The organism is Aquella oligotrophica, from assembly GCF_002892535.1.
Lineage (GTDB): Bacteria > Pseudomonadota > Gammaproteobacteria > Burkholderiales > UBA11063 > Aquella > Aquella oligotrophica.
The window spans coordinates 1,585,364-1,608,241 of sequence record NZ_CP024847.1; the positions used below are offsets into that span (position 1 = coordinate 1,585,364).

Genomic DNA, 22,878 nt, shown 5'->3' on the forward strand with positions numbered 1-22,878 from the left:
TCTATCAAGCCCTTAATTTACTTGCCACTGACAGTAGAAGTTCTTTGGTAGTATCCCAGCTTAGACAAGGATCAGTTATTGATAAACCGCCTAAATCAATCGGATCACCAGATTCGGCATTTTGCCGCCCTTCCTTGATAAAACTTTCAAGCATAAAGCCTTTTACTAACTTTCTAAGTTCTGGCTTATCACCAAGGCTATCAATCACATTTTTTACAATAGTAGCTTGAGCGTTATGATCTTTAACGCCATTAATTAAACAGTTATCATGACTAACGTCAACAATTATTGCTGGATTTACAACGCCACCCTTGGCAAAATGCCCTGCAACTTCATGTATATGCTCTACAGAATAGTTTGGTTTGTCATTACTACCTCTTAGTACCAAATGTGCATATTTGTTACCTGCTGTTTTCACTTCATAACCATCAAAAACGGCATAGTGGGAGTGTTGGGCAGCAACAATGCTATTTACCGCAATTTTCAATGATCCATGCGTCGGGTTTTTCATCCCAACTGGACAATCTAGCGATGAAGCAAATATTCGGTGCTCCTGATCTTCAGTACTTCTAGCGCCAATTGCAACCCAAGATAATAGCTCCTGGAATCCACGCGCATTATGGGTAAATAAACATTCATCAGCAATCGGCAAGCCAAGTTCAACAACTTGCGTCATTAGCTTACGGCAATACCATATTCCGGCTTCAATATCTGGCTCAGCTAGTGGGTCGGGCTGATTAATCGGACCTGTCCAGCCTTTTACCGTACGAGGTTTCTGAATATAAACCCGCATAATAATTTTAATCTGATCTTTTACTTCTTCACTAATTTGTTGTAATCGATTAGCATAATCAAGTACCGCCTCACTTGGCCATGCTGAGCAAGGTCCAATAATCATAAGTAAGCGTGAATCTTCACCACTAAGAATTGCTTCAATTTCTTCCTTATGTCGTTCAATATTTTTATATCCATTCTCAGTCAAAGGAATTTTACTGATAATTTCTTCTGAAGTTGGTACTTTTTTAATCGTCTGATATGCCATGTATTGTCCAATATTCCATTAAATTCATTTACTAATTTTAGTTGCCAGTTTTAATAATAACTCTTCGGTAGCTTCCCAACCAAGACATGGATCGGTTATCGATAATCCACCAAGATCAATTGGATTGGCAGTTTCAGCATTCTGTTTACCTGGTTTTATAAAGCTTTCTAGCATAAATCCTTTTACCAGCTTCTTCAGTTCAGGCTCTGAGGCAAGATCATCAATAACCTTCAGAATAATATCGGCTTGAGCATTATGATCTTTGACACCATTAATCATGCAATTATCATGACTCACATCTATCACCACAGCAGGATTTTTGACTTCATTCTTACGATAGTTCTCGGCAACTTCTCTTATATGTTCAACAGAATAGTTTGGTTTGTCATTACTGCCACGTAATACAATATGTGCATAAGGGTTACCATCAGTTTCCACTTCATTACCATCTAGTACAATATAATGAGAATGCTGGGCTGCAACTACACTATTCACACCGATTTTTAATGAGCCATGCGTAGGATTCTTAATTCCAACTGGGCAATCAATCCCTGACGCAAAAATTCGATGTTCCTGATCTTCACTACTTCTAGCACCAATTGCTACCCATGATAGCAACTCAATAAAGCCACGAGCATTATGGGTAAACAGGGCTTCATCAGCTATCGGCAAACCCATCTCGACCACTTGTGTCATAAGTTTACGACAATACATCGCACCCGCGGCAATATCGGGCGGTGACAATGGATCTGGTTGATTTACTGGTCCAGTCCAGCCTTTAATGGTTCTTGGTTTTTGGATATAAACTCGCATAACTAGTTTTAATGCATGATTTACCTTATTATCCAAGGCTTTAAGTCTTTTCGCATATTCTATAACAGCAGTATCTGGCCAAGCTGAACATGGTCCAACAATAACTAAAAGCCGATTATCCTCACCACTTAAAATAGCTTCAATTTCCTGACGATGCTTATTTATACTTGCGTAACCAGCACCACTTAATGGCAATGCTTCAATTATTTCATCCGCAGTAGGAAGTTTTTTTACAATCCGGTATCCCATTTTTACCCCAAACTAGATGTTCTAACATAATCCAAAGCTTCAGCAATAACTGATTCAGCTACCGGAAATGCAACTTTGTTATCAATATTTTTAACCGAGCCAATACCAGTTAATAACACTAACACAGTTTCCTGATTAAGATTTTTTTTATCGCCGCGCATTGCAGCTATAATAGATTGATTATCGTATGATTTCAAAATTGATGTATTAATATCTAATCGTGACAGAAATTTACTCACGCGAATGAAATCAGTATCCGCAAGTAGTCCAAGAAGATTAGCTACTTTTGCTTCAATAAGCATACCTAAACCAACTGCAAACCCATGCATAATCACGTATTTACTTAATTTTTCAAGCGCATGCGCAATCGTATGCCCATAATTAAGAATCATCCGAAGGTTTCGTTCCTCTTCGTCAATCTCAACAACCATTGCTTTCAATGCTACGGCTTTTTGTAGAACCTTTATTAATGACTTCTCTTCCAGAGCTAGTATTAAATCTAGATGCGATTCACAAAATTCAAAATGCTCACCATCACAAGTTAGAAAGATTTTGACTGCTTCAAAAAAACCATTAATAATCTGATCTTTAGGCAATGATTTTAATAAATCAATGTCCATAATAACAGCTTTTGGCTGCCAAAAAGCACCAATATTATTTTTTCCATAGCTGGAATTGACTGCAACTTTGCCACCAACACTACTATCAATCATCGCTAGCATGGAAGTTGGCACTTGAATAAAATCCATTCCACGCATATAGGTAGCAGCAATAAAACCAGCCATATCCCCTACTACACCACCACCAAGTGCAACACATAGTGTATGTCGATCACAGCCAAAAGCAAACATTTCCTCTTCTATCGCGGTCTTAGTCGCTATATTTTTTGAATTCTCTCCGCTTGGAAAGATAATTAGCTCAACTTGATAGCCAGAGGCCTGTAAATTATCGCAAAGCAATTCGCCATACATTTTTGCTACAGTATCATCACTAATTATAACAACCTTACCAGAATGGCAATACTCAGCAATCCATTCCTGCGCGTTCTTTAATAATCCGCTAGCAATTACTATTGGATATGATCTAGCTGGCTTTGGTGGAATATTTACATTTATTGAACTAATCATTTACTTATTTACTTGAGTTATTTTAAGGCTTAAATTATAAACCATTTAAACCGATTAGTACTTATTAAATTGTGCATAGCAATGCAATAACTAGATACTTCGCCAATTGGCATGGTATTAGTAGAACTTTTCATCAATAAATTTATTACACAAACTTGGATTAACTGGTAAGATAACTTATTCACATTAGTAACATCTGGAGGTATTTTGTATGAGATATAGTTGGCGCTGGTTCGGACCAAAAGATCCGGTATCAATTCAAGATGTAAGACAAACGGGAGCAACGGATATTGTTTCTGCCCTGCATCATATTCCCAATGGTGAAGTCTGGAGTATTAAAGAAATAAAAAAACGCCAGCATGAAATTGAATGGGATGACATAAACAATGAAAAAACTAATCTGAAATGGACGATCGTTGAAAGTGTACCTGTACATGAAGATATAAAAAAGCGTACTGGCAATTATCAGCAATATATCGAAAATTATAAACAATCAATTCGTAATCTGGCTACTTGTGGACTTAAAATTGTAATTTATAATTTTATGCCAATTATTGATTGGACTAGAACTGATTTATCTTATCGTTTGCCAAATGGAGCATTGGCACTGCGTTTTGATTTTAATGAATTTGCTGCATTTGATTTATTTATGCTAGAACGAGAAAATGCATATAAAGACTATACTTCCGAACAAATTGCGAAAGCAGAGGAAGTTTTTAAGCAATTGACAGATGCAGATAAAGCCCGGATTATTAAAAACATCATCGCTGGATTACCCGGTGCTGAAGAAAGCTTCACTATGGAGGAGTTTCGAGCTGCTTTGAAGCAATATGATGGTATAGATGCTAATAAATTACGCGAGCACCTCTTTGCCTTTTTGAAAGAAATCATGCCTGTTGCCGATGAATGTGGTGTGCGAGTAGCAATCCATCCGGATGATCCACCGCGCCCAATGTTTGGCTTACCACGCATCTTGAGTAATGAAAATGATATTCGTGCAATAATGGATGGCTTTAATAGCAAAAACTGTGGTGTTAACGTTTGTGCTGGTTCATTGGGTGTCAATGCCGACAATGATCTCGAAAAATTCATCCGTATCTGGGGTGAACGAATCCCATTTGTCCACCTAAGAAGTGTTAAACGTGAAGCCGATGGCAGTTTTTATGAAGACGAACATATTTCTGGTAGTACCAATTTAGCTAAATTAATTAAAGCAATAATTGATATTGAAAAAGAAACTGGGAAAGAGATAATTATTCGTCCGGATCACGGACACCAAATGCTTGATGATCTGAGGAAAAAAACCAATCCCGGTTATTCATGTATTGGACGCATGAAGGGTATTGCCGAATTAAAAGGTATGGAACTAGCCATTAGAACTTTCAGTTAACAATAGTTATAATAGCCCGATTTAATATCGGGTTATTTACCATTAAACCAAACCATGCAAAAACGCGGTATTAATTAATGATACCCCCGGTTTAAAATTTATCCTGCCAAGCTATATGCTTAGGTGGTTATAAAATAAACCTATGAAAGGGGTAAATAATGAAACCGAATAAACATGGGATAGTACTAAAGTTACTGATTGTCTCGGGCTTTGCCACAATTAATACCAGTGCTTTGGCTACTTCAATAATTAATAATAGCTCACAGCCAGTTACAATTAGCAATGGATTAGTAACCGAAGGTGCAACAAGTACAATCCAGCCAGGAAATAGTTTTGATATTCCATCTACTTGGGGGGATAGTCAACACTTATATGCTCGCATTTTGGCAAATAATACACCGATTTGTGTAACACAATATGGTGTAAGCAAACTACCAACAACCGAGAATCAGCAGGTTACAACAGAGCTTGAATGTACCAGTTATAATGGTCCAACTCCAACGCCCACTCCGACACCAAGTCCAACCCCAGTACCAACCCCGTCTCCATCTGGAGTAAGGATCTATGGCAATGGAACGTGGATTTATGATGCTCAATTTTTGGATGGTCCAGATGGAGCTGCATATACCAAGGCTGGTTTATGGAGTCCGAATCTAAATAGTTATAATATTGGTGCAAGGACATCAAGTAAAATTACTCAATTCTTCACCTATGGTGGTGATTTGGAAATGTATTGTCGTGGGTCTGGTGAGGCTGATTTAAGTGAAGCATGTACAAGTAAAAATATGCTGGTAAATTATTATCCGCCTTCTTTTTATAATACTAGCCTAACACTGGCTAAGCTCGGTGATAGCGGATATTCTTCATCAGCGCAATATAAATTAAGTGCTGATAAAGTAAATTCAGGCACCAATGCAAAAGTACAGATAATTCCAATTGTAGATGGCAGGCTTGATAACCCGGCATCGAGTGACTATTTGAGTGCAATGAACCGAATGACGCAAAGTGAGGCGCAATTGTTAGCAGATAATGTTGCACGCATTTATTGTGCGGATAACTCGGTTAGTGGCGTTCAATTTGATCTTGAACCATTTGATTTTAGCAAATCTGGACAACAGTATTTTTATACTCAGATAGCTAAAGACTTCGCGGGACAAAATAAAGATAGTAAAGGAAATGATAAATTTAACTGTAAAAATGAAGACCATCCTGACGGAAGATCTTTCTCAGTATTTACTTTCCCATCTAAAGTAAATCAAAACTTAGTTCAATCTTTAAATAGCTATAATAATGGCTATGTAATTTATTCGTTGTATGACCTTCCTGATAATGCTCCGGTTGGCCCTGTAAATAGCCCAGCCAATTATTACAACCTTGTACTTCAGGAAGTTAATAAAGCCATTAATAGTGGTGCTTACTTCCAACTGGGTATACCAGCAGCAGCGTCTGTTCATGAATACGAAAGTCTTAATGGCAAAGTAACAGGTTATAAGCAGCTTGATTATGTAAAAGCAGCCATTAAGGCTATCAATGACTCAGGTGTACGTGCTAACCCAAGATTCCTTGGGGTTGCAGTATGGGGCTGGAGTAAATACATGAGCTACCCACCACATTCGACTAATGTGTATAGCCCAAGTCACCCTCCTTCAGATGTTTTACAATATTTACAGCAAAACATGTAATTCTCAACATAACTGCTCGGACTATCTCACAATAACTATGTTGCAAGGCTCCTTATTTACTTCTCATGTAAACCGCGTCGCCTTGCGCCTAACTCTTGCTAGTATATTCCGACAGTTACAGGGGTTACGTAATATGAATAATTATTTTTTATCCTGTTGATTTTTCATAAACATAAAGATCACGCTTTGACGCTACTTTATCATATAAAAATTGCGCTTTCTGATTTTCATGGCGGGTTAACCAATAAAATGATGGACAGCCTGCATTTTTAGCTTCAACTGCTACAGCATCTATCAATTTACGAGCAATGCCCTGCCCCCGATATTTATCATTGGTATATAAATCACTCAAATAACAATTACGCAAATTAAATGTATCTGGCATAAAAACATAATTAGCCAATCCAACCACATTACCATCAATAATAGCCAGCAAAGAATTAAGTTCAGTAGTTTGATCCATTATCATTGAGAACACAGATTCAATGTGTTTATCATCCACATCAAAAGCATAAAACTCAAAATAAAGCTTCATCAAGGTTTGCCAGCCTGATTTAAACTCTTCGTTAAGAGGTAAAACTCTCATATGGATTAGTGTACCTTATCAGAAATCAGGGGAATCTCATCAATTGATAATTGTAAAACAAACTCACTTAATTCCTGTTGAGTAAATTTATATTCAGCATTACAATAATCGCAATCAACAGTAATATTCCCTTGTTCTGCAATCAAGCTTTCCAGCTCTACTTTGCCAAGGCTACGTAAAATCTCACTAACCCGATGACGGCTACAACTACAACCAAATTTGACAGCCTGTTCAGGCATAACAACAATGTCATCTTCATTAAATAGCTGATAAAGAATGCGCTGAAGATTAGTATGCATTAACTCATAGGTTGTCAGAGTATTTGCTAGCATAAATACCCGCTCGATTTCTTCTGTAAACTGATGGTGGGTATCTGGTAATTGCTGTAGCATAAAGCCAACTACACGATGCTCACTGTAAGAAATCAAGAACCAGCTTTTTAGTTGCTCTGACTGCGCCATATAATTATTGATAATTTCATCAACTAAAGAACCATTAAATGCAATCACGCTTTGGTACAAACTACCCTCATTTTTAGAGTCAATACTAACTACTAGTCTGCCATCTTGCATATATTCAGAGTATGAAATTACTGCCTCATCGATTGCAACAAATTTAGCCGTAGCCCTAACTACCATGTCATTACTGCACTCACTCACAACCAAACGGAAATGAGGATTATCCTGAATCTGGCAAATTACTTTACCCTGCAATTTAAGATTGCTAGTCAAAAGAACATTCGCAGCTAGCAATTCACCAAGTAACTGCTTAAGTCCGAGAGGATATTCCCTTTGATTGGCAATTGTATCCCAACAATCTTCTAAAACCACCATTGCACCTTTAATTGGCAGTTTTTCAAAAATAAATTTTTGAACAAAGCTAGTTAACATTTATCAGCTATTCTCATAAAAATTGTTATAAATCCAGAACTGCGTTGGTATAAACTTCCTGAACATCGTCAAGAGCTTCAAAGGCATCCAATAAACGCTGCATTTTTTCAGCATCTTCTCCAGATAACTCAGTCTCAACTCCCGGCTTCATCGTAACTTCAGCTAATTCAGCTACAAAACCTTTAGCTTCAAGCTGGGATTTCACTTCAATAAAATCATGGGGTGCAGTGATTACTTCAAAACTTCCATCTTCGTTACTGACTACATCTTCTGCACCAGCTTCAAGTGCAGCTTCCATAAGTGCATCTTCATTAGTTCCTGGTGCATAAATTAACTGACCACAATGCTTAAACTGGAATGAAACGCAACCATCAGTTCCCATATTACCGCCATATTTATTAAAGGCATGGCGAACTTCGGCTACCGTACGGATATTATTATCCGTTAGACAGTCAACAATAATCCCAGCGCCAGCAATACCATATCCCTCAAAGCGTAACTCCACATAATCAACGCCTTCCAGCTCCCCAGTACCACGCTTGATTGCCCGCTCTACATTATCTTTAGGGACATTATTTTCACGAGCTTTTTCCATTGCCAACCGTAAGCGCGGATTAGCATCCGGATCACCACCGCCCATTTTTGCAGCAATAGTAATTTCTTTTACCAGACGAGTCGTTACTTTTCCTTTTTTTGCATCAGCAGCAGCTTTACGGTGTTTTATATTGGCCCATTTACTATGTCCAGCCATGATTACCTCATTAAAATAAATTTGCCAATATTTTAGCATAAAAACCACTACAATTAGTTGCAGAGTATCCGGTTTATGGTTATAATCCCGGCATAAGCATATGACCTGTTTCTGGCATATAGCGCATTTTAAATATTTATTCAAACCCTGAATTGGAGTTTTTCAATTCAGACTAAATAAAACCTTTTAGGACTTGATAATGCAAATTACAAGTACCAATTTATGCAAACAAACAAGCAGAATTATTTAACCCTACTCCTCTTATGCCTTGGTTATTTCATTGATTTTTATGATTTAACCATTATGGGTGTTAGCTATAATGAACTGATTAAAGAACAGTTTCACATCCTAAATCAGGCACAAATCCAGCAAACTTATCTGTTAATTTCAAATTTCCAAACAGTTGGTATTTTTATTGGTGCAGTTTTATTTGGCTGGCTTGGCGATAAAATTGGACGCGCAGCTGCGATCAAATATAGTATTCTCTTATACTCAATCTCGACTATCCTTGCGGTTTATACCACCTCATTGCCTATTTTTATTGCGCTTAGAACACTTTCATATATAGGTCTAGCAGCAGAATTTTCTACATCTACCGTATTAATCCTCGAATTATTCCCAGTTAAATCCGCAAGCTGGAGTTCAGCACTATTATATTCATTTGGTGTCTTGGGTGGAATGACCGCAACTCTTATCGGCATCTTATCGTGGAAATTAATGTTCATACTTGGTGGTAGTGCTGGTCTGGTATTATTTATTGCGAGAGCAAAAATAACCGAATCGGCAGAATATCTCTATGCAAAAACCGGGACATTAAAGAGAGAGTTAGGCAGCTTCCGACAGTTGCTACTAAATAAATCGTATTTACTTGGAATCGGTAAATATCTACTAATGATATTACCATTTTATGCAATCATCACCATGATGTTTATTTTCCCTAATTACATCGTAACTAAAATTAGCATCGCAAGCGCAACTAAAACTTTACTAATTGGGTTCTTTATTGGTAATATCATCAGTTGTTTTTTAAGTGCGATCATCAATAACCACTACAAAAACTATAAAGCATCAATGTTTGTAATGCTAATAATCTTCCTAATATTGATGCTTAACTTTAACCAGATTCAGGAAAAATATCTGCTCTTTTATTTTATGGGATTGGGATTAATTGGTGGCGGCTATCCTATTTCATGGGCACAGCAGATTGCTCGCGAATATCCAACACATATTAGAAGTCTAGCTAGTAATATCCTCTTTGCATTAGGGCGAGCATCAAGCATTATCTTTAATATCCTGATTAGTTCTTGGCTGTCCCCCATTGATACCTTCAAGCATAATGCTGTATTTGCAATTATTATTACCTTTATACTTGCAATCAGCAGCCTTTTTTTCAGTAAAAATGTCTATAAACAATAATTAAACTAGCAATTTAATTAACCATATAGTAACAATAACAGGAAAAAGACATGCATAAATTTTCTATCAATGATTTTGCAAAATATAAGCTAAACCAGCAAAAAATCACTATGGTCACCGCGTATGATTATATCAGCGCACAAATTCTCGAGTTATCCGGCATTGATACTATACTTGTTGGGGATTCACTGGGTATGGTGATTCAGGGAGAAGCAAATACAATAAATGTAACTCTCGAAAATATAGTCTACCATACCAAAGCTGTTCGTAAAGGTGCGTCTAATAGTTTTATAATTGCTGATATGCCTTATCTTAGCTATCATTTTACCCCTAGTGAAACTATCAAAAATGCTGCCCAACTGATTTGTCATGGTGGGGCTAATGCGGTAAAACTGGAGATCAATCATTTAGCTGCAATAGAGCATATAGAAGCATTAATCGCAGCACAAATCCCAGTTATTGGTCATATTGGTATGACCCCACAATCAATAAATATGTTTGGTGGGTTTAAACTACAAGGAAAAACAGAGATTGAGGCAGAGCATATAACTGAAATGGCAATAAAAGTTGAAGCGGCAAGAGCATCCGCAATCGTCCTTGAATGTATTCCTGAAGATCTTGCAGCAAAAATCACAGCAATGCTAACTATCCCAACAATAGGGATTGGCGCGGGTAATAATTGTGATGGGCAGGTTTTGGTTTTTCATGATTTATTAGGTTTAAATCCCAATCCGCCCAAATTTGCCCGCAAATATTGTAATACCCAGCAATTAATGCTAGACTCACTCAGCGAATTTGCCAATGATGTAAAAAACGGCAGGTTTCCAAATAGTCAGCATAGTTTTAAAGGTAAGAGCAAGTGAAAATTATTCAAACAATCGCTGAAATGCTTCAGGAAATAAAGCATCTCCGTAAAATGGATAAAACTATCGGTTTTGTACCGACGATGGGATATTTGCATATCGGACATCAGGAATTAATGAAAAGAGCAAAGAAAGAATGTGATATAACAATCGTCAGCATCTTTGTAAATCCATTACAGTTTGGACCAAGTGAGGATTTTGCCAAGTATCCACGTGATTTTGAGCATGATACCCAAATTTGTAAAGAAATTGACATAGACATACTTTTTATGCCTGAAGCTAGCGAATTAACCGCTAATACACTTAGCTATGTAGAAGTTAGTGAATTAGATCGACATCTCTGTGGCAAAAGCCGCCCCGGACATTTTAGGGGAGTATGCACAATTGTAGCTAAGCTATTTAATATTATTACCCCGGATAAAGCTTTTTTTGGTAGGAAGGATATTCAGCAGCTACAAATAATTCGTAAAATGGTAGCTGATTTAAATTTCGACATAGAGGTTATTGGAGTTGACACCGTACGAACAGAGGATGGATTGGCACTTAGCTCCAGAAATAGCTATTTAGGTGTAGAAGAAAGAAAAAAGGCTCTGATTGTACCAACAACTTTAAAAGAAGCATATGCAGGGATAAAAAATAATCTGCCACGCACTGAAATTATTGATAGCCTTACCCAAAAGGTACAATCTATTGATGGATGTAATGTAGATTATCTTGAAATTGTGGATGCAACAAAATTACAGCCAACTGATGATTATCAACAAGACTTAATAATCGCCACTGCGATCTTTGTTGGTAAAACCAGACTTATTGATAATATATTGGTAACAAATCATGCAAATTAATGTCCTTCGTAGCAAAATTATACAAGAATGAAAAGACCATCAAGCTACTATGACAAAAGATGCATTACATGAATAATTGGTAAACAAAAAACATTATGAAAAAAATATTAATCGGAATCAGTGGTAGCATTGCCGCTTATAAAACAGTTTTATTAATTCGTGAACTTAGCCAAAGTGGTTATGCTGTCCGGGTTATACTAACTTCCGGTGGGCAAAGATTTGTCACTAAAAAACTCATTGCCGGGCTGGGAGTCGAAGTTTACACTGACGATACAATCAAGCTAGATAAGCCAGAAGAGGCAATGTTACATATTAATCTGGCAAAGTGGGCTGATTTAATCATGATTGCTCCAGCGTCAGCCAATACTATTGCCAAGCTTGCAACTGGTTTGGCGGATAGCTTATTATATGAGAGTGTTTTGGCTGCTAGCAATAAAGCAATTTACCTAGCACCAGCCATGAATTATCAGATGTACAAAAACCCTGCTACTCAGGCAAACTTACAAATATTAGCTGGTAGAGGAATCAATATCTGTGAGCCAAATGAAGGGATACAAGCATGTGGTGATGTTGGTTTGGGGCGGATGCAGGAAGCGAATCAATTACAACAAATTATTGAAAATCATTTCCGGCATAAAGAATTAGCCAATCTTAGAGATAGGATAATCGTAATTACGCTAGGTGCAACAATCGAGGCAATCGATCCAGTACGCTTTATATCCAACCATAGCTCAGGCAAAATGGGGCTAGCACTGATAAATGCGGCACTTGATGCTGGTGCTAAAGTTATCGCTATTTATGGCAAAATTGATGTAACACTTCCGGAAAATTCCCCATCATTTACTAAAATACCTGCACTATCCGCAACAGAAATGCTGAATGTAACTCTAGAACAAGCAAAAACAGCTGATATTTTGATTGCTTGTGCTGCTATTTGTGATTATCGAATGAAAGAAATCTCCAAAGAGAAGATTAAAAAAAATTCAGCAAATAATGCAATCACTCTAGAGCTAATTCCTAACCCAGATATTGTCGCCGAAGCTAAAAAAGCTACTCCTTCACTACTCTGTATTGGCTTTGCCGCAGAGACGGAAAATCTCATTGATCATGCAAAAGTCAAGCTAGAAAAGAAAAATCTTGATATTATAGTTGCCAATCCGGTTGATAATGGCAAAGCTTTTGGTAAAGATAATAACGAAATCCATATCCTTGATAAAAAAGGAAATATCAGTCAATATACAGAAACGAGTAAAAATATCTTAGCTACAAATATCATGATTTATCTGGATAAATATCATGAAACTGAATAATTACAAAATTGGTATCGATATTGGCAATAGCTCAACCAAAATTAATCTTAATCTCGAAAAAACACTAGCTATTAACAATGATCAACTATTAACAAATGAAATCAGCCCAGATAAGCTACTAAAAGGACAATTACAAACTTATGATGAATTTTTAGTCTCAATAAGTTCAGTTAATGACGAGCAGAAAACTAAAGAAATTAGCCAAAAAATAATAAACGCTCTTCCTAGTGCTAATGTAAAAACCACACTGTGGGATAGTAAGACAATTCTTGAAATTTCAGGCTTGGTAAATGCATCGCAGTTATATCATTTCGGTACAGATCGAGCACTCAGGATTTATTATTTAAATAAACTTGAACGCGGATCCGCAAAAATAAGTTGTGGCTGTGGTTCAGCTTTTACTGTGGAAGTAGTACAAAATGGCTATTTGATTGAAAGCTGTATTTTGCCAGGCTTAACTATGCAACTAGAAAGCCTCCATCAGAAAACAGCCAAATTGCCATTAATCCTAGCCGAGCAAATACTTGATGAGTTGGCTAGTACAGCGCTATTTTCTACAAACTACTCAATCATTAATGGTGTTATCAAAAGCTATACTGCAATAATTGAGCGACTTTTACTCGAATATAAACCCAATCAGTTAATTTTGAGTGGTGGTTATGCACCACTTCTAAAAAGCTTTTTTGCCAATAATCGACTAATTTCAGCCACACGTAGCCTAGAGTCAGAGGTTTTAATCCAGTTATTATAAAAGTTATTCCAGACAATTTAGAAGTAATTCAACAAAAGATATGTATTGAATTTTACCATGATGGCTAAGTCCAATCTGGCAACTGCGATTAAATGTTACCCCTAGCTCACAATCAGCAACTTGCTGTGATAAATGGGATAAACTACTAGCGTTCAACTCTGGTACTTTAAAGCCTTTATCGCCAGCGAAACCGCAGCATTTAATTCCTTCCGGAATTATCACTTCTTCACTACATAATTGTAGGATCTCAAGATAACCAGTATTATAAGAATGCTTGGCACTGCTACAATCAATATGTAAGGCAATTTTGCCATATTTTTTGCGAATCTGATTGCGATCAAGATTCTCTACCAAAAATTTATTGATATCAATTAGGTTTATTCCAGCATCTTTAGCAAATCCAGAGCAGGAACTATTATCAATAATCGCAATTGCCTGTGCCTCGCTTAAACTACTTTGCAGATTAGTAACCATTTTTTCCTGCTCTACATGATTGCATTTTGAATGATACATCTGTCCACAGCATAAGTCTTCCGAATTGGGAAGGTATTTAACACTAAAGCCAAGCTTTTCAAGAATCAATTTAGATGGATATTTGGGCAGTTTAACAGTTGATGCAAAAACGCGGTTGGGGCAAGCTGGAACCAATAAAATTTCTGTTTTAGAATTATCTGTTGTATTAAATTTGAGGGGTTGTGCTTTTGGCATAGTGTCCAGATAAATCGGGATTGATTTAATTTTACTATGTGCAAAACTACTTATCTTCTGCAAATTCACGCTTCCAATTACTGATGCGGCAAGATTACCCAATTTTACCTGCATCTTTGCCATGCGAATTTCTTGGCTATGATTTACAGGATGGTTATTTTCCGGTTTTTGCTCAAGAATAAATGCGCCAGTATTAATCCCAACTGGACACATGGTTTTACACATTCCAGTTGTAGCACAGGTATCGATACCATAATACTCGTACTTTTCTTGCCATGCAGACTTTTCAAGACCAGATAGAGTAGATATTTTACGCGCAACACTATTTCGCTGCCGAGGAGTAAGACTTAATTTACGAGATGGACAAACTGGTTCACAAAAACCACACTCCATGCAGGCATTAATCTCATCATGAACAGCTGCAAATGACTTTAAATGCTGCATATGTAGGGTATGATCACGGGTTAATTTCACATCCGGATTAAAGATACCTTTGGGATCCAGAAGATGCTTGATTTCCCACATTAAATCCCAACATTCTTGTCCCCATTCTACTATTGCAAATGGCGAAATATTACGCCCACTTCCGTGTTCAGCTTTTAATGAGCCATTAAATTTATTCGCAACCAAACCTGTAAACTCATGCATAAAGGCATCATACCCCCGTAGCTCATTCTCATTGTTAAAATTTGGAGTAATTACAAAATGAATATTCCCAGATAACACATGCCCAAAAATAGCTGCATTTTTAAAATCATAACGCTCAAATAAACTTCGCATCTCATGGATAAGCTCAGGTAATAGCTCAATACTTACCGCAACATCTTCAATTATCACCGTCGAACCAAGAGGTCGCTTACCAGCTATGGTAGGTAAAACGCCCCCCCTGGCCTTCCATAAAGTAGCCATAGTTCCTTGATCACTACTAAAGCCAAGCTGATGATAAACTCTGGAAGTATTAATAAACTGATTAATTAATGTAATTTTTTGCTCAAGATGAGCCTGAGTCTCGGCATCAACTGCAACCATAATCGCTGCGTAATTTTCATCTGGTAATTCAATCAAAAACTTCTGAATTTCAACATCACCAGCAACAGATTGCAAGGAGAAATAATCCAATAACTCGACAGATGAGACTTCCAAGCCAGAAATAGCAACTGTTAATTTAACTAGATCTTCGAGTCTGCCGTAAATAAGATTTAATGCCTTATGGGTATAATTTTCAATCGTACTTAACGTAACATTACTAACAAAGCCAAGCGTACCTTCCGAGCCTATCATCAAGCGTTCAAGAATTTTCACCGGATCTTCAAAATCAAGAAATGCATTTAAGCTATAACCACTAGTATTCTTGATTGAAAATTTTTTCCGGATAAATGCGCTAACTTCATTATCATTAATAATCTTTTGTCGAATCGACTCTATCTCAGCCAATAATGGTTGATGATCAATTTTAAATTTTTCGAGCAGATTCTCATCACTACTATCAAAAACACTGCCATCCGATAATACTGCCCGCATGCTTTTTAGTGTGGCATAGGAATTTTTGGCAGTTCCACAACACATCCCACTCGAATTATTGGCAATAATCCCACCGATCTTTGCCGCATTAATTGAGCCAGGATCTGGTCCAATCTGTTTTTTATAGGCTTTCAGATATTTATTGGCATCCGCCCCAATAATCCCAGGTTCTAGCTTAATTTCTTTGCCATTATCAGAAATCGAGTATCTCTGCCAACTATCATTAGCAAGCATAACCAGAACCTGATCGGTAACCGCCTGCCCTGAAAGACTAGTACCAGCAGCACGGAAGGTCAGCTTTATATCGTACTGATCAGCAGTTTTTATAACATTTATAGCTTCAGACTCGGAACGAATGATTAAAACCAGTTTGGGCACCATCCTATACAAACTCGCATCAGTAGAGTATGCATAGCGAAGTAATTCATCTTCCACTATCTGATTTAAGGGCAGAAACGTTTTAACCGAATTTAAGAATGTTGTAAACATTATATTTTTAGCCTATTTTTTATATATGGGAAGCACAATTATAGCCTATTCATAAAAATACTAGCGGTAAAAATCAGTTCAATTAGTAGTGGAATAAATGATCGGTTAGCCTTCTCAATTCTTCGGATATAGGGCAAAACCTCATTTTAATTACTTCTAAATATGATATAATCTTCACCTGAAAACTAATCTGGCAATCGCGGTTAAGTAATTAATCGAGGAAAGTCCGGACACCTCAGGATTAAAGTGCTGGGTAACTCCCAGGAACTGCGTGCAGTTACGGAAAGTGGCACAGAAAATATACCGCAGACAGTTTACTCTGACTGTAAGGGTGAAAAGGTGCGGTAAGAGCGCACCGCGTAGCTAGTGATAGCTATGGCAGGCAAAACCCCACTTGGTGCAAGACCAAATAGGCGCAATTTGTGTTAATCCTGTACGTTTAATTGCGCGGGTAGGTTGCTAGAGCCTTCTGGTAACAGCTGGCCCAGATGAATGATTGCCTAGGTTTTACCGATACAGAATCCGGCTTATAGATTAGTTTTCCCATCTATCCTAAAGAGGTCCATAATGTCACATCAAGATCAGCATTTAATTGAAACAACCATTAGTTCAAAACAGTCATTTCAAGGCTCATTTATGCAGGTAATGCATGATATTGTGCAATTACCAGATGGCAGCCACTCAATTCGTGAGTATATTGAGCATCCCGGAGCTGTTGCTGTTTTAGCTTTAGATGATGCCGGTAACCTAATTATGGAACGTCAATACCGTTATTGCGTAAGACAGGTTATCTATGAGATACCTGCAGGTAAACTTGACCTTAATGAGGACGAATTAGCTTGTGGCAAACGTGAACTTCTTGAAGAAACAGGTTATGAAGCCAAAGAATGGATAAAACTAGGTGAATGTCTGCCTTGCATTGGCTATTCAAATGAAAGAATTGTTTATTATCTGGCTAAGGGATTAGTTTATAGTGGTCAGAAACTTGATATTGGTGAATTTCTTGAAGTAGTAAAACAACCACTTGAAGAAATATATGAGATGGCAATTTCTGGTCAGATTCCTGATAGTAAAACTCTTTCTGGTTTAATGCTATTATACGGCTACCAGAAAAAACAGCAAGGTAATGTTTAATTATTTGGCACTGGCAGCGGGCATTTTTAGTGCCCTATTTTATCCATTAATATCATCGAAATCACTTGCATTTTTCATCTTGCTCCCTAGCATAACTATTTACGTCTTTATCGCCAAACAAAAGCTAATTTTATCCAATATACTTATACTAAAATGCATATTATTAATCCTTGCTGGCTACAGTTATAGCTCACTTAGATTAATTCATAGCCAAGAAGAGCTTATTAGAGAATCAATACCTTCAATATTACTAAGTGGATATCTAGCATCTATACCAGTTAATGATATCAAAGGACTTCATGCAGAATTTAAAATTACGGATGGTACGTTTAGCAGTAACAAAATAATTTTATATTTTCCGGAATCATCAAATCTTATAGCTGGAAATATGTATCTGATTAAAGCAAACTTAAAGCCACTTGATATTACCTCCAATATTCATGCAAATGATTACCGCCAGTATCTTATAAATAACCACATTAGTGGATTTGGCTATTTACAAGAAATTCTCGTTAACCAGGGATCTGACTACTCGCCATGGTCTCAATTAACAAAAATACGCTATAGCACTGTCAACTATTTAAGAAATGCGAGCCAAGATAGCAAATATAGCGGACTGATGATAGCATTGATTAGTGGTTATCAAAATTTGATTCCTACTTCACAATGGCAGCTATTTCGGAATACGGGGATAATTCATTTAGTTAGTATCTCAGGATTACATATAACACTTGTTGCTACAATAGTAATATTCTTAGTTAATTATATTTTACGCCGCTTACCGATGAAATTTACCATCCCCTTGCAAATTATTGCGATCTGGTTTGGATTAGTTGCAGCTTTTTGTTATTCAATCTTTGCTGGATTTAGTATTCCTACCCAAAGAACATTCTATCTATTACTGATTAGTGCGGTATTATTAAGTTCACGAAGACACACTCCATTACTTCATAAGTTAACTATTGCCGGAACATTAGTGCTTCTAATTGATCCATTTGCTGGGTTAAGTAGTAGTTTCTGGTTATCTTTTGGTTTAGTTGCTACTATCTTTATGCTTTCTACAGCTTATCAAAAATCAATGAATAAGGTCAAATTCTGGTTCACGCTGCAATTTGCCATTACCCTAGTCAGCTTTCCAATTAGTTTGTACTTGTTTAAAACCTACTCTCTAGTTTCAATTATTGCTAATTTATGGGCTGTTCCCCTGATTGGTACAGTTTTAACTCCGCTACTATTAGTTACTGCCTTATTTCATATAACGCCAGGAATAGCTTTAATGGCAAAAGCTCTAATATGGATAATGATCCCAATTGAATACCTAGGCAAAATCCCGCCATATTTACAAATAAGCCCAAGTCTTCCAACAATTCTTATTTGTTACCTAGGAATTATCTTATTTTTTATACCTAAATCATTACCATATAAAAACATTACCGGGTTGATATTATTTTGTAGTCTATTTATGACTGCTAGCGATAAAATAGAGCTAGGACGCATAAAATACATAGATTTCTCCAGTAGTCTAGCTAGCATTAGTCTCATTCAAACCAATACTGCCAATATTCTTATTGATATACCCTATAATGAAGATGAGCAGAGTCAACTTAAAGCAATAAATAATAGTTTACTGCCATATTTACAGACCGAATATATCAGCCATATAAATTATTTCATAACAACCACTAGTAGTTCGACTATTGAAAGTGGCGTAATCAATTTACTGGCTAATAATCAGATTACTTTAGACAAAACTAGACCGGAAAAAGATGCGATAATAGATGGTCTGGCAGTTAATTTTACAAGTTCTGACAAGAGTTTTGCGTTGATAATAAAAGACTCTCTGGAAAATTACTATTACTTTGGCAACGGCATTAATCCAATTGAAAATAATGGAAAGTGGAAGACCGTTACTCTAATAGCTTATCCTTGGAGAAATCCAGAATGGATTTATAATTCGCATATTGATACGCTGATAATTAGCTCCCCTAGTATCTATAAAAACAAAATTACTCGGATTACTGATAACCTTAATCTCGATGCAAAAAAAATCCACGACACCGGTAAAAATGGGTCATTCAGCTTTATATCACATTAAGAATGAGGCTATGTGAAGATGCTATAGTTTGGACTAAATCTAGCCATTAACCTGCTGCAACTCCATTAGTAAAAATCATTTGATAAAATAACACAACAATATTTATTGATACAACTGCCATAAAAAATGGACGGACCAGTTTTGAACCTTTAAGAATAACCATTTTGGCACCAATATATCCGCCAAGAAACTGACCACAAGCCATAATAAAACCAAATGTGTAATTAACCTTCCCAAACCAGATAAAAATCACCAGCGAAAATAAATTACTCTTAAGATTTAATACTTTGGCATAGCCTGAAGCATTTAAAAAAGTATAGCCCAAGAAAAAAACTATAGCAATAATCCAGAAATTACCAACTCCAGGACCAAAAAAAGCATCATAAAGACCAAAAATAAAGCCAAAAATTGAAAAGAATGCTAGTTCTCCCATTCTTTTTTTACCTTCAGTAACACCAAGCGATTTATTTATCAAATTAAAAACAAATACTCCTAACATCAAAAAAGGAACAATATAACGCATAAATTGATTAGAAACAATATTAGCAAGAATAGCACCAGTACAGGCACCAACAAACCCCATCAAGAGTCCACGATATACCGTTTTGAAGTTAATCAGACCATCGCGGTAATATTTATAAACTGCCACTCCAGTTCCAATGCTACTTTGAAGCTTATTGGTTCCCAATACTAAAGCTATTGGCATCCCGGTAAAAGCTAGCGCTGGAACACTTATCAGCCCACCACCACCAGCTACAGCATCAATAAATCCAGCAAGAAAGCCCATCAAAACAAGAAAAACATACAGAATTAATAAATGATTCTCGAAAAAGGTATGCATATGCAAATTCCAAATAAGTAAAATTTTATCACTGTATTATATCAAACAGTCTGGAATAGACCACAATGCAAAATTGCATAACTAGTATTCAAATTAAATAATTCTTGTGACAGGTTTTATAGGATACTGGTTTTTATATAATCCTAATATGATAAAATGCTTTCTTCATAAGTTAATCTTCATATAAATACAAATAATTATGCAACAAAAAATTTCTTTTGGCTTTAAACTGGTAATTGTATTAGTTTGGGCGTTACCACAAATGTCTACCGATATATATTTACCATCTATGCCATCAATGGCACACTATTTCTCGACTAATCTTAGTATGATTCAATATACTATTTTCTATTATACGGTTGGATTTAGTCTAGGCGCAATCTTTTTTGGACCTATTTCAGACCGAATCGGACGTCGCCCAGTTATCTTATGGAGTCTAGTTTTCGCTGCCCTTGGTTGCCTTCTAGCGGTTTTTGCAACTACGCTACATTTACTTTATATCGCCCGTTTTTTACAAGGTATTGCACTAGTTGGGGTGGGCTCTACCATGCGTGCAGTAACAAAGGATATCTGTTCAGATAAGGAAGAAATGGCAAAATTTGGTGCAGTCCTTGGAATTGTGATTCCGATTGCATCGGCAATGGCTCCTGTAATTGGTGGTTATATTGAACAATACTCAAACTGGAAATTCAGCTTTGTTTTTCTTCTTGTCTATATCATCACCTTTTTGATTTATACTATAAAGGTACTGCCAGAAACCAATCAGAATAAACTTGAACGACCGTTTAAATACCTATTTACTGACTATAAAGAAGTTTTAACTAGTAAACGCTTCCTTAGCTATAACTTGATTAGTACATTCGCAATGTGTTCAATGTTTGCTTATATTACACTTTCACCCTATCTATTACAGGTAGAAGTTGGCCTATCCCCTGAAAAATTTGGTTATACCAATCTATTAATTTCTTTTACTCTGATTATCTCAAGTTATGTAAATACAAAACTTATTTATCATTATGGTATTGATAAGATGTTAAAAACAGGCGCAATATTTCTAGCTGCCGCAGGTATTTTATTTTTAATCTGTGGGATATTCAGTATTGTGAGTATTTATGCCGTAATTATTCCAATGATCATTATGGTAACTGGTTGTGGATTTATCTACCCAAATGCCAGCGCAGGCGGATTAAGCATCTTTGATAAAAGTGCCGGGACTGCTGGTGCAGTATATGCATTTGTCCAAATGATTGGCGGTTCGCTTGGTAGCGGATTCATTTCACTAATGTCGCACCATGGTGATCCAAAATCATGCTTGGGATTATTTATCATTCTTGTGGGTATTCTTGGTGTTCTTTTATCGCGCTATCTAATGAAAACAGACTTATCAACCATTAATATTACGGTAAATCAGGATGAAGATAAATAATGCATACCTGAAACTGGCTCTGGCAATTTTATCGTGGGCAGGAGTATATCATGCAGCAAACTACTTGGTACGCCATCTTGATATGTATAGTACCGCCTTTATTCGCTACTTGATAGCATCAATTATTCTAATTAGTATTCTAAAGATAAAACGCAACAGGATTTTTGATGCTGAACTATTTAAAAATAACTGGTTCTTGCTAATCTCTATAGGTATTATCGGAATCGGATTATATAATCTAGCATTTTTTGGTGCTGAAAAGCATCTTACTGCCAATATGGTTGTGCTGATTTTCTCGTTTAGTCCATGCCTAACTGCTTTTATGGCATCAATCGTATTTAGACAAAAAATCCCCGTTACTGGTTATCTTAGTATGTTATTAGCATTGTCCGGTACAATTGGCGTAATAAACTATACTAATCCAACTTGCGGAAAATTCTTCTGCCCTGAAATCTTTACCCATCTTTCGATTGGTGAAATTTATGCACTCTTTCTCTGCTTTTTTGCAGCTATTTTTAGCCTTCTGAATCGTAAAGCAACCCAGAGAAAAATTGACTCATTAACAATTACAACTTATGCCGCAGTTTTTGGTTGCATAGTACTTTTCTTTAGTATGCTTTTCTTTGGCAAAATAAGTGAAGTAAGCCATCAGCCACTTAATTTTTGGCTAGTTATGGCATATACATCAATAATTGGTTCAGTTGCTGCATATTTCTGGTATTCAGAAGCAATTGGTACACTTGGCGTACCAAAGGTGGTAGTTGCATTAAATGCAATTCCATTTACTACTTTACTCATGAGTGTAGTTTTTTTTAAGGAGCGGTTGTCAATAGCCACTATTATTTGCGGGGGTGTAATTATTACAGGAGTGATTCTGACTAATTTATGTATAAGTCGTTCAATAAAAAAAGAACTTGGTGTTTAATCTAAAAATAGTATTTAGTAAAAT

At 36.5% G+C, this 22,878-nt stretch carries 19 protein-coding genes and 1 other RNA gene; 12 read left to right on the forward strand and 8 right to left on the reverse strand.

Features of this window, described 5'->3' with window-relative positions:
- Window positions 1-4: 4 nt before the first annotated feature.
- Genes CUN60_RS07305 through aroB form a run of 3 tightly spaced genes read right to left on the reverse strand, consistent with a single transcriptional unit; the run spans window position 5 to window position 3,231 of the window.
- The gene (locus CUN60_RS07305; RefSeq protein WP_102951412.1) at window positions 5-1,042 is read right to left on the reverse strand and encodes a 3-deoxy-7-phosphoheptulonate synthase; all 1,038 of its coding nucleotides are present in this window, start codon (window positions 1,040-1,042) and stop codon (window positions 5-7) included.
- A gap of 24 nt (window positions 1,043-1,066) precedes the next feature.
- A complete protein-coding gene (locus CUN60_RS07310) occupies window positions 1,067-2,104 on the reverse strand; it encodes a 3-deoxy-7-phosphoheptulonate synthase (protein ID WP_102951413.1) in 1,038 nt (345 codons plus the stop codon).
- 2 nt (window positions 2,105-2,106) lie between these two features.
- The gene (aroB, locus tag CUN60_RS07315) at window positions 2,107-3,231 is read right to left on the reverse strand and encodes a 3-dehydroquinate synthase (protein WP_102951414.1); all 1,125 of its coding nucleotides are present in this window, start codon (window positions 3,229-3,231) and stop codon (window positions 2,107-2,109) included.
- 211 nt (window positions 3,232-3,442) lie between these two features.
- Here aroB and uxuA point away from each other — a divergent pair, with 211 nt between their 5' ends.
- Complete coding sequence (gene uxuA, locus CUN60_RS07320) at window positions 3,443-4,621, forward strand: mannonate dehydratase (RefSeq protein ID WP_102951415.1); 1,179 nt, start codon at window positions 3,443-3,445, stop codon at window positions 4,619-4,621.
- 158 nt (window positions 4,622-4,779) lie between these two features.
- A complete protein-coding gene (locus CUN60_RS07325) occupies window positions 4,780-6,303 on the forward strand; it encodes a hypothetical protein (RefSeq protein WP_102951416.1) in 1,524 nt (507 codons plus the stop codon).
- A 148-nt stretch (window positions 6,304-6,451) separates the two neighbouring features.
- Here CUN60_RS07325 and CUN60_RS07330 read toward each other — a convergent pair whose 3' ends face one another.
- The 3 genes from CUN60_RS07330 to CUN60_RS07340 are packed head-to-tail and all read right to left on the reverse strand — an operon-like array spanning window position 6,452 to window position 8,530.
- The gene (locus tag CUN60_RS07330; protein ID WP_102951417.1) at window positions 6,452-6,889 is read right to left on the reverse strand and encodes a GNAT family N-acetyltransferase; all 438 of its coding nucleotides are present in this window, start codon (window positions 6,887-6,889) and stop codon (window positions 6,452-6,454) included.
- 5 nt (window positions 6,890-6,894) lie between these two features.
- Window positions 6,895-7,779, reverse strand: a complete 885-nt coding sequence (gene hslO, locus CUN60_RS07335; protein WP_102951418.1) for an Hsp33 family molecular chaperone HslO — start codon at window positions 7,777-7,779, stop codon at window positions 6,895-6,897.
- Window positions 7,780-7,804: 25 nt separating this feature from the next.
- Entirely contained in the window at window positions 7,805-8,530 is a 726-nt protein-coding gene (locus CUN60_RS07340; RefSeq protein WP_102952455.1) for a YebC/PmpR family DNA-binding transcriptional regulator, read from the reverse strand.
- 222 nt (window positions 8,531-8,752) lie between these two features.
- Here CUN60_RS07340 and CUN60_RS07345 point away from each other — a divergent pair, with 222 nt between their 5' ends.
- From CUN60_RS07345 to CUN60_RS07365, 5 genes are all read left to right on the forward strand, one after another.
- A complete protein-coding gene (locus tag CUN60_RS07345) occupies window positions 8,753-9,946 on the forward strand; it encodes an MFS transporter (RefSeq protein ID WP_102951419.1) in 1,194 nt (397 codons plus the stop codon).
- Window positions 9,947-9,996: 50 nt separating this feature from the next.
- Window positions 9,997-10,809, forward strand: a complete 813-nt coding sequence (gene panB, locus CUN60_RS07350) for a 3-methyl-2-oxobutanoate hydroxymethyltransferase (protein ID WP_102951420.1) — start codon at window positions 9,997-9,999, stop codon at window positions 10,807-10,809.
- On the forward strand, window positions 10,806-11,654 hold the full coding sequence (panC, locus tag CUN60_RS07355; protein ID WP_102951421.1) for a pantoate--beta-alanine ligase: 849 nt from the start codon (window positions 10,806-10,808) through the stop codon (window positions 11,652-11,654). The genes panB and panC overlap by 4 nt, the downstream gene beginning before the upstream one ends.
- Before the next feature lie 95 nt (window positions 11,655-11,749).
- Window positions 11,750-12,964 carry a bifunctional phosphopantothenoylcysteine decarboxylase/phosphopantothenate--cysteine ligase CoaBC gene (gene coaBC / locus CUN60_RS07360; RefSeq protein WP_102951422.1) on the forward strand — a complete coding sequence of 405 codons (1,215 nt, stop codon included), beginning with the start codon at window positions 11,750-11,752 and terminating at the stop codon, window positions 12,962-12,964.
- Entirely contained in the window at window positions 12,951-13,715 is a 765-nt protein-coding gene (locus CUN60_RS07365) for a type III pantothenate kinase (RefSeq protein ID WP_102951423.1), read from the forward strand. Before coaBC ends, CUN60_RS07365 begins: the two co-directional genes overlap by 14 nt.
- A 3-nt stretch (window positions 13,716-13,718) precedes the next feature.
- Here CUN60_RS07365 and CUN60_RS07370 read toward each other — a convergent pair whose 3' ends face one another.
- Window positions 13,719-16,433, reverse strand: a complete 2,715-nt coding sequence (locus CUN60_RS07370; RefSeq protein ID WP_102951424.1) for an FAD-binding and (Fe-S)-binding domain-containing protein — start codon at window positions 16,431-16,433, stop codon at window positions 13,719-13,721.
- Between the two features lie 181 nt (window positions 16,434-16,614).
- On the opposite strand from CUN60_RS07370, the gene rnpB reads away from it, so the two are divergent.
- The 3 genes from rnpB to CUN60_RS07385 all read left to right on the forward strand — a co-directional run bounded on the left by rnpB (window position 16,615) and on the right by CUN60_RS07385 (window position 19,662).
- Window positions 16,615-16,979: RNase P RNA component class A (rnpB, locus tag CUN60_RS07375), an RNA gene on the forward strand.
- Between the two features lie 21 nt (window positions 16,980-17,000).
- Entirely contained in the window at window positions 17,001-17,567 is a 567-nt protein-coding gene (locus tag CUN60_RS07380) for an NUDIX domain-containing protein (RefSeq protein WP_102951425.1), read from the forward strand.
- Window positions 17,560-19,662, forward strand: a complete 2,103-nt coding sequence (locus tag CUN60_RS07385) for a ComEC/Rec2 family competence protein (RefSeq protein ID WP_102951426.1) — start codon at window positions 17,560-17,562, stop codon at window positions 19,660-19,662. Before CUN60_RS07380 ends, CUN60_RS07385 begins: the two co-directional genes overlap by 8 nt.
- 46 nt (window positions 19,663-19,708) lie before the next feature.
- Here CUN60_RS07385 and CUN60_RS07390 read toward each other — a convergent pair whose 3' ends face one another.
- The gene (locus tag CUN60_RS07390) at window positions 19,709-20,503 is read right to left on the reverse strand and encodes a TSUP family transporter (RefSeq protein ID WP_222593233.1); all 795 of its coding nucleotides are present in this window, start codon (window positions 20,501-20,503) and stop codon (window positions 19,709-19,711) included.
- Between the two features lie 199 nt (window positions 20,504-20,702).
- Here CUN60_RS07390 and CUN60_RS07395 point away from each other — a divergent pair, with 199 nt between their 5' ends.
- Together CUN60_RS07395 and CUN60_RS07400 are read left to right on the forward strand one after the other, a co-directional pair.
- Window positions 20,703-21,929 (forward strand): multidrug effflux MFS transporter, encoded by a 1,227-nt coding sequence (locus CUN60_RS07395; RefSeq protein ID WP_102951427.1) that lies wholly within the window; start codon window positions 20,703-20,705, stop codon window positions 21,927-21,929.
- A complete protein-coding gene (locus CUN60_RS07400; protein ID WP_102951428.1) occupies window positions 21,916-22,854 on the forward strand; it encodes a DMT family transporter in 939 nt (312 codons plus the stop codon). Before CUN60_RS07395 ends, CUN60_RS07400 begins: the two co-directional genes overlap by 14 nt.
- Window positions 22,855-22,878 lie beyond the last annotated feature (24 nt).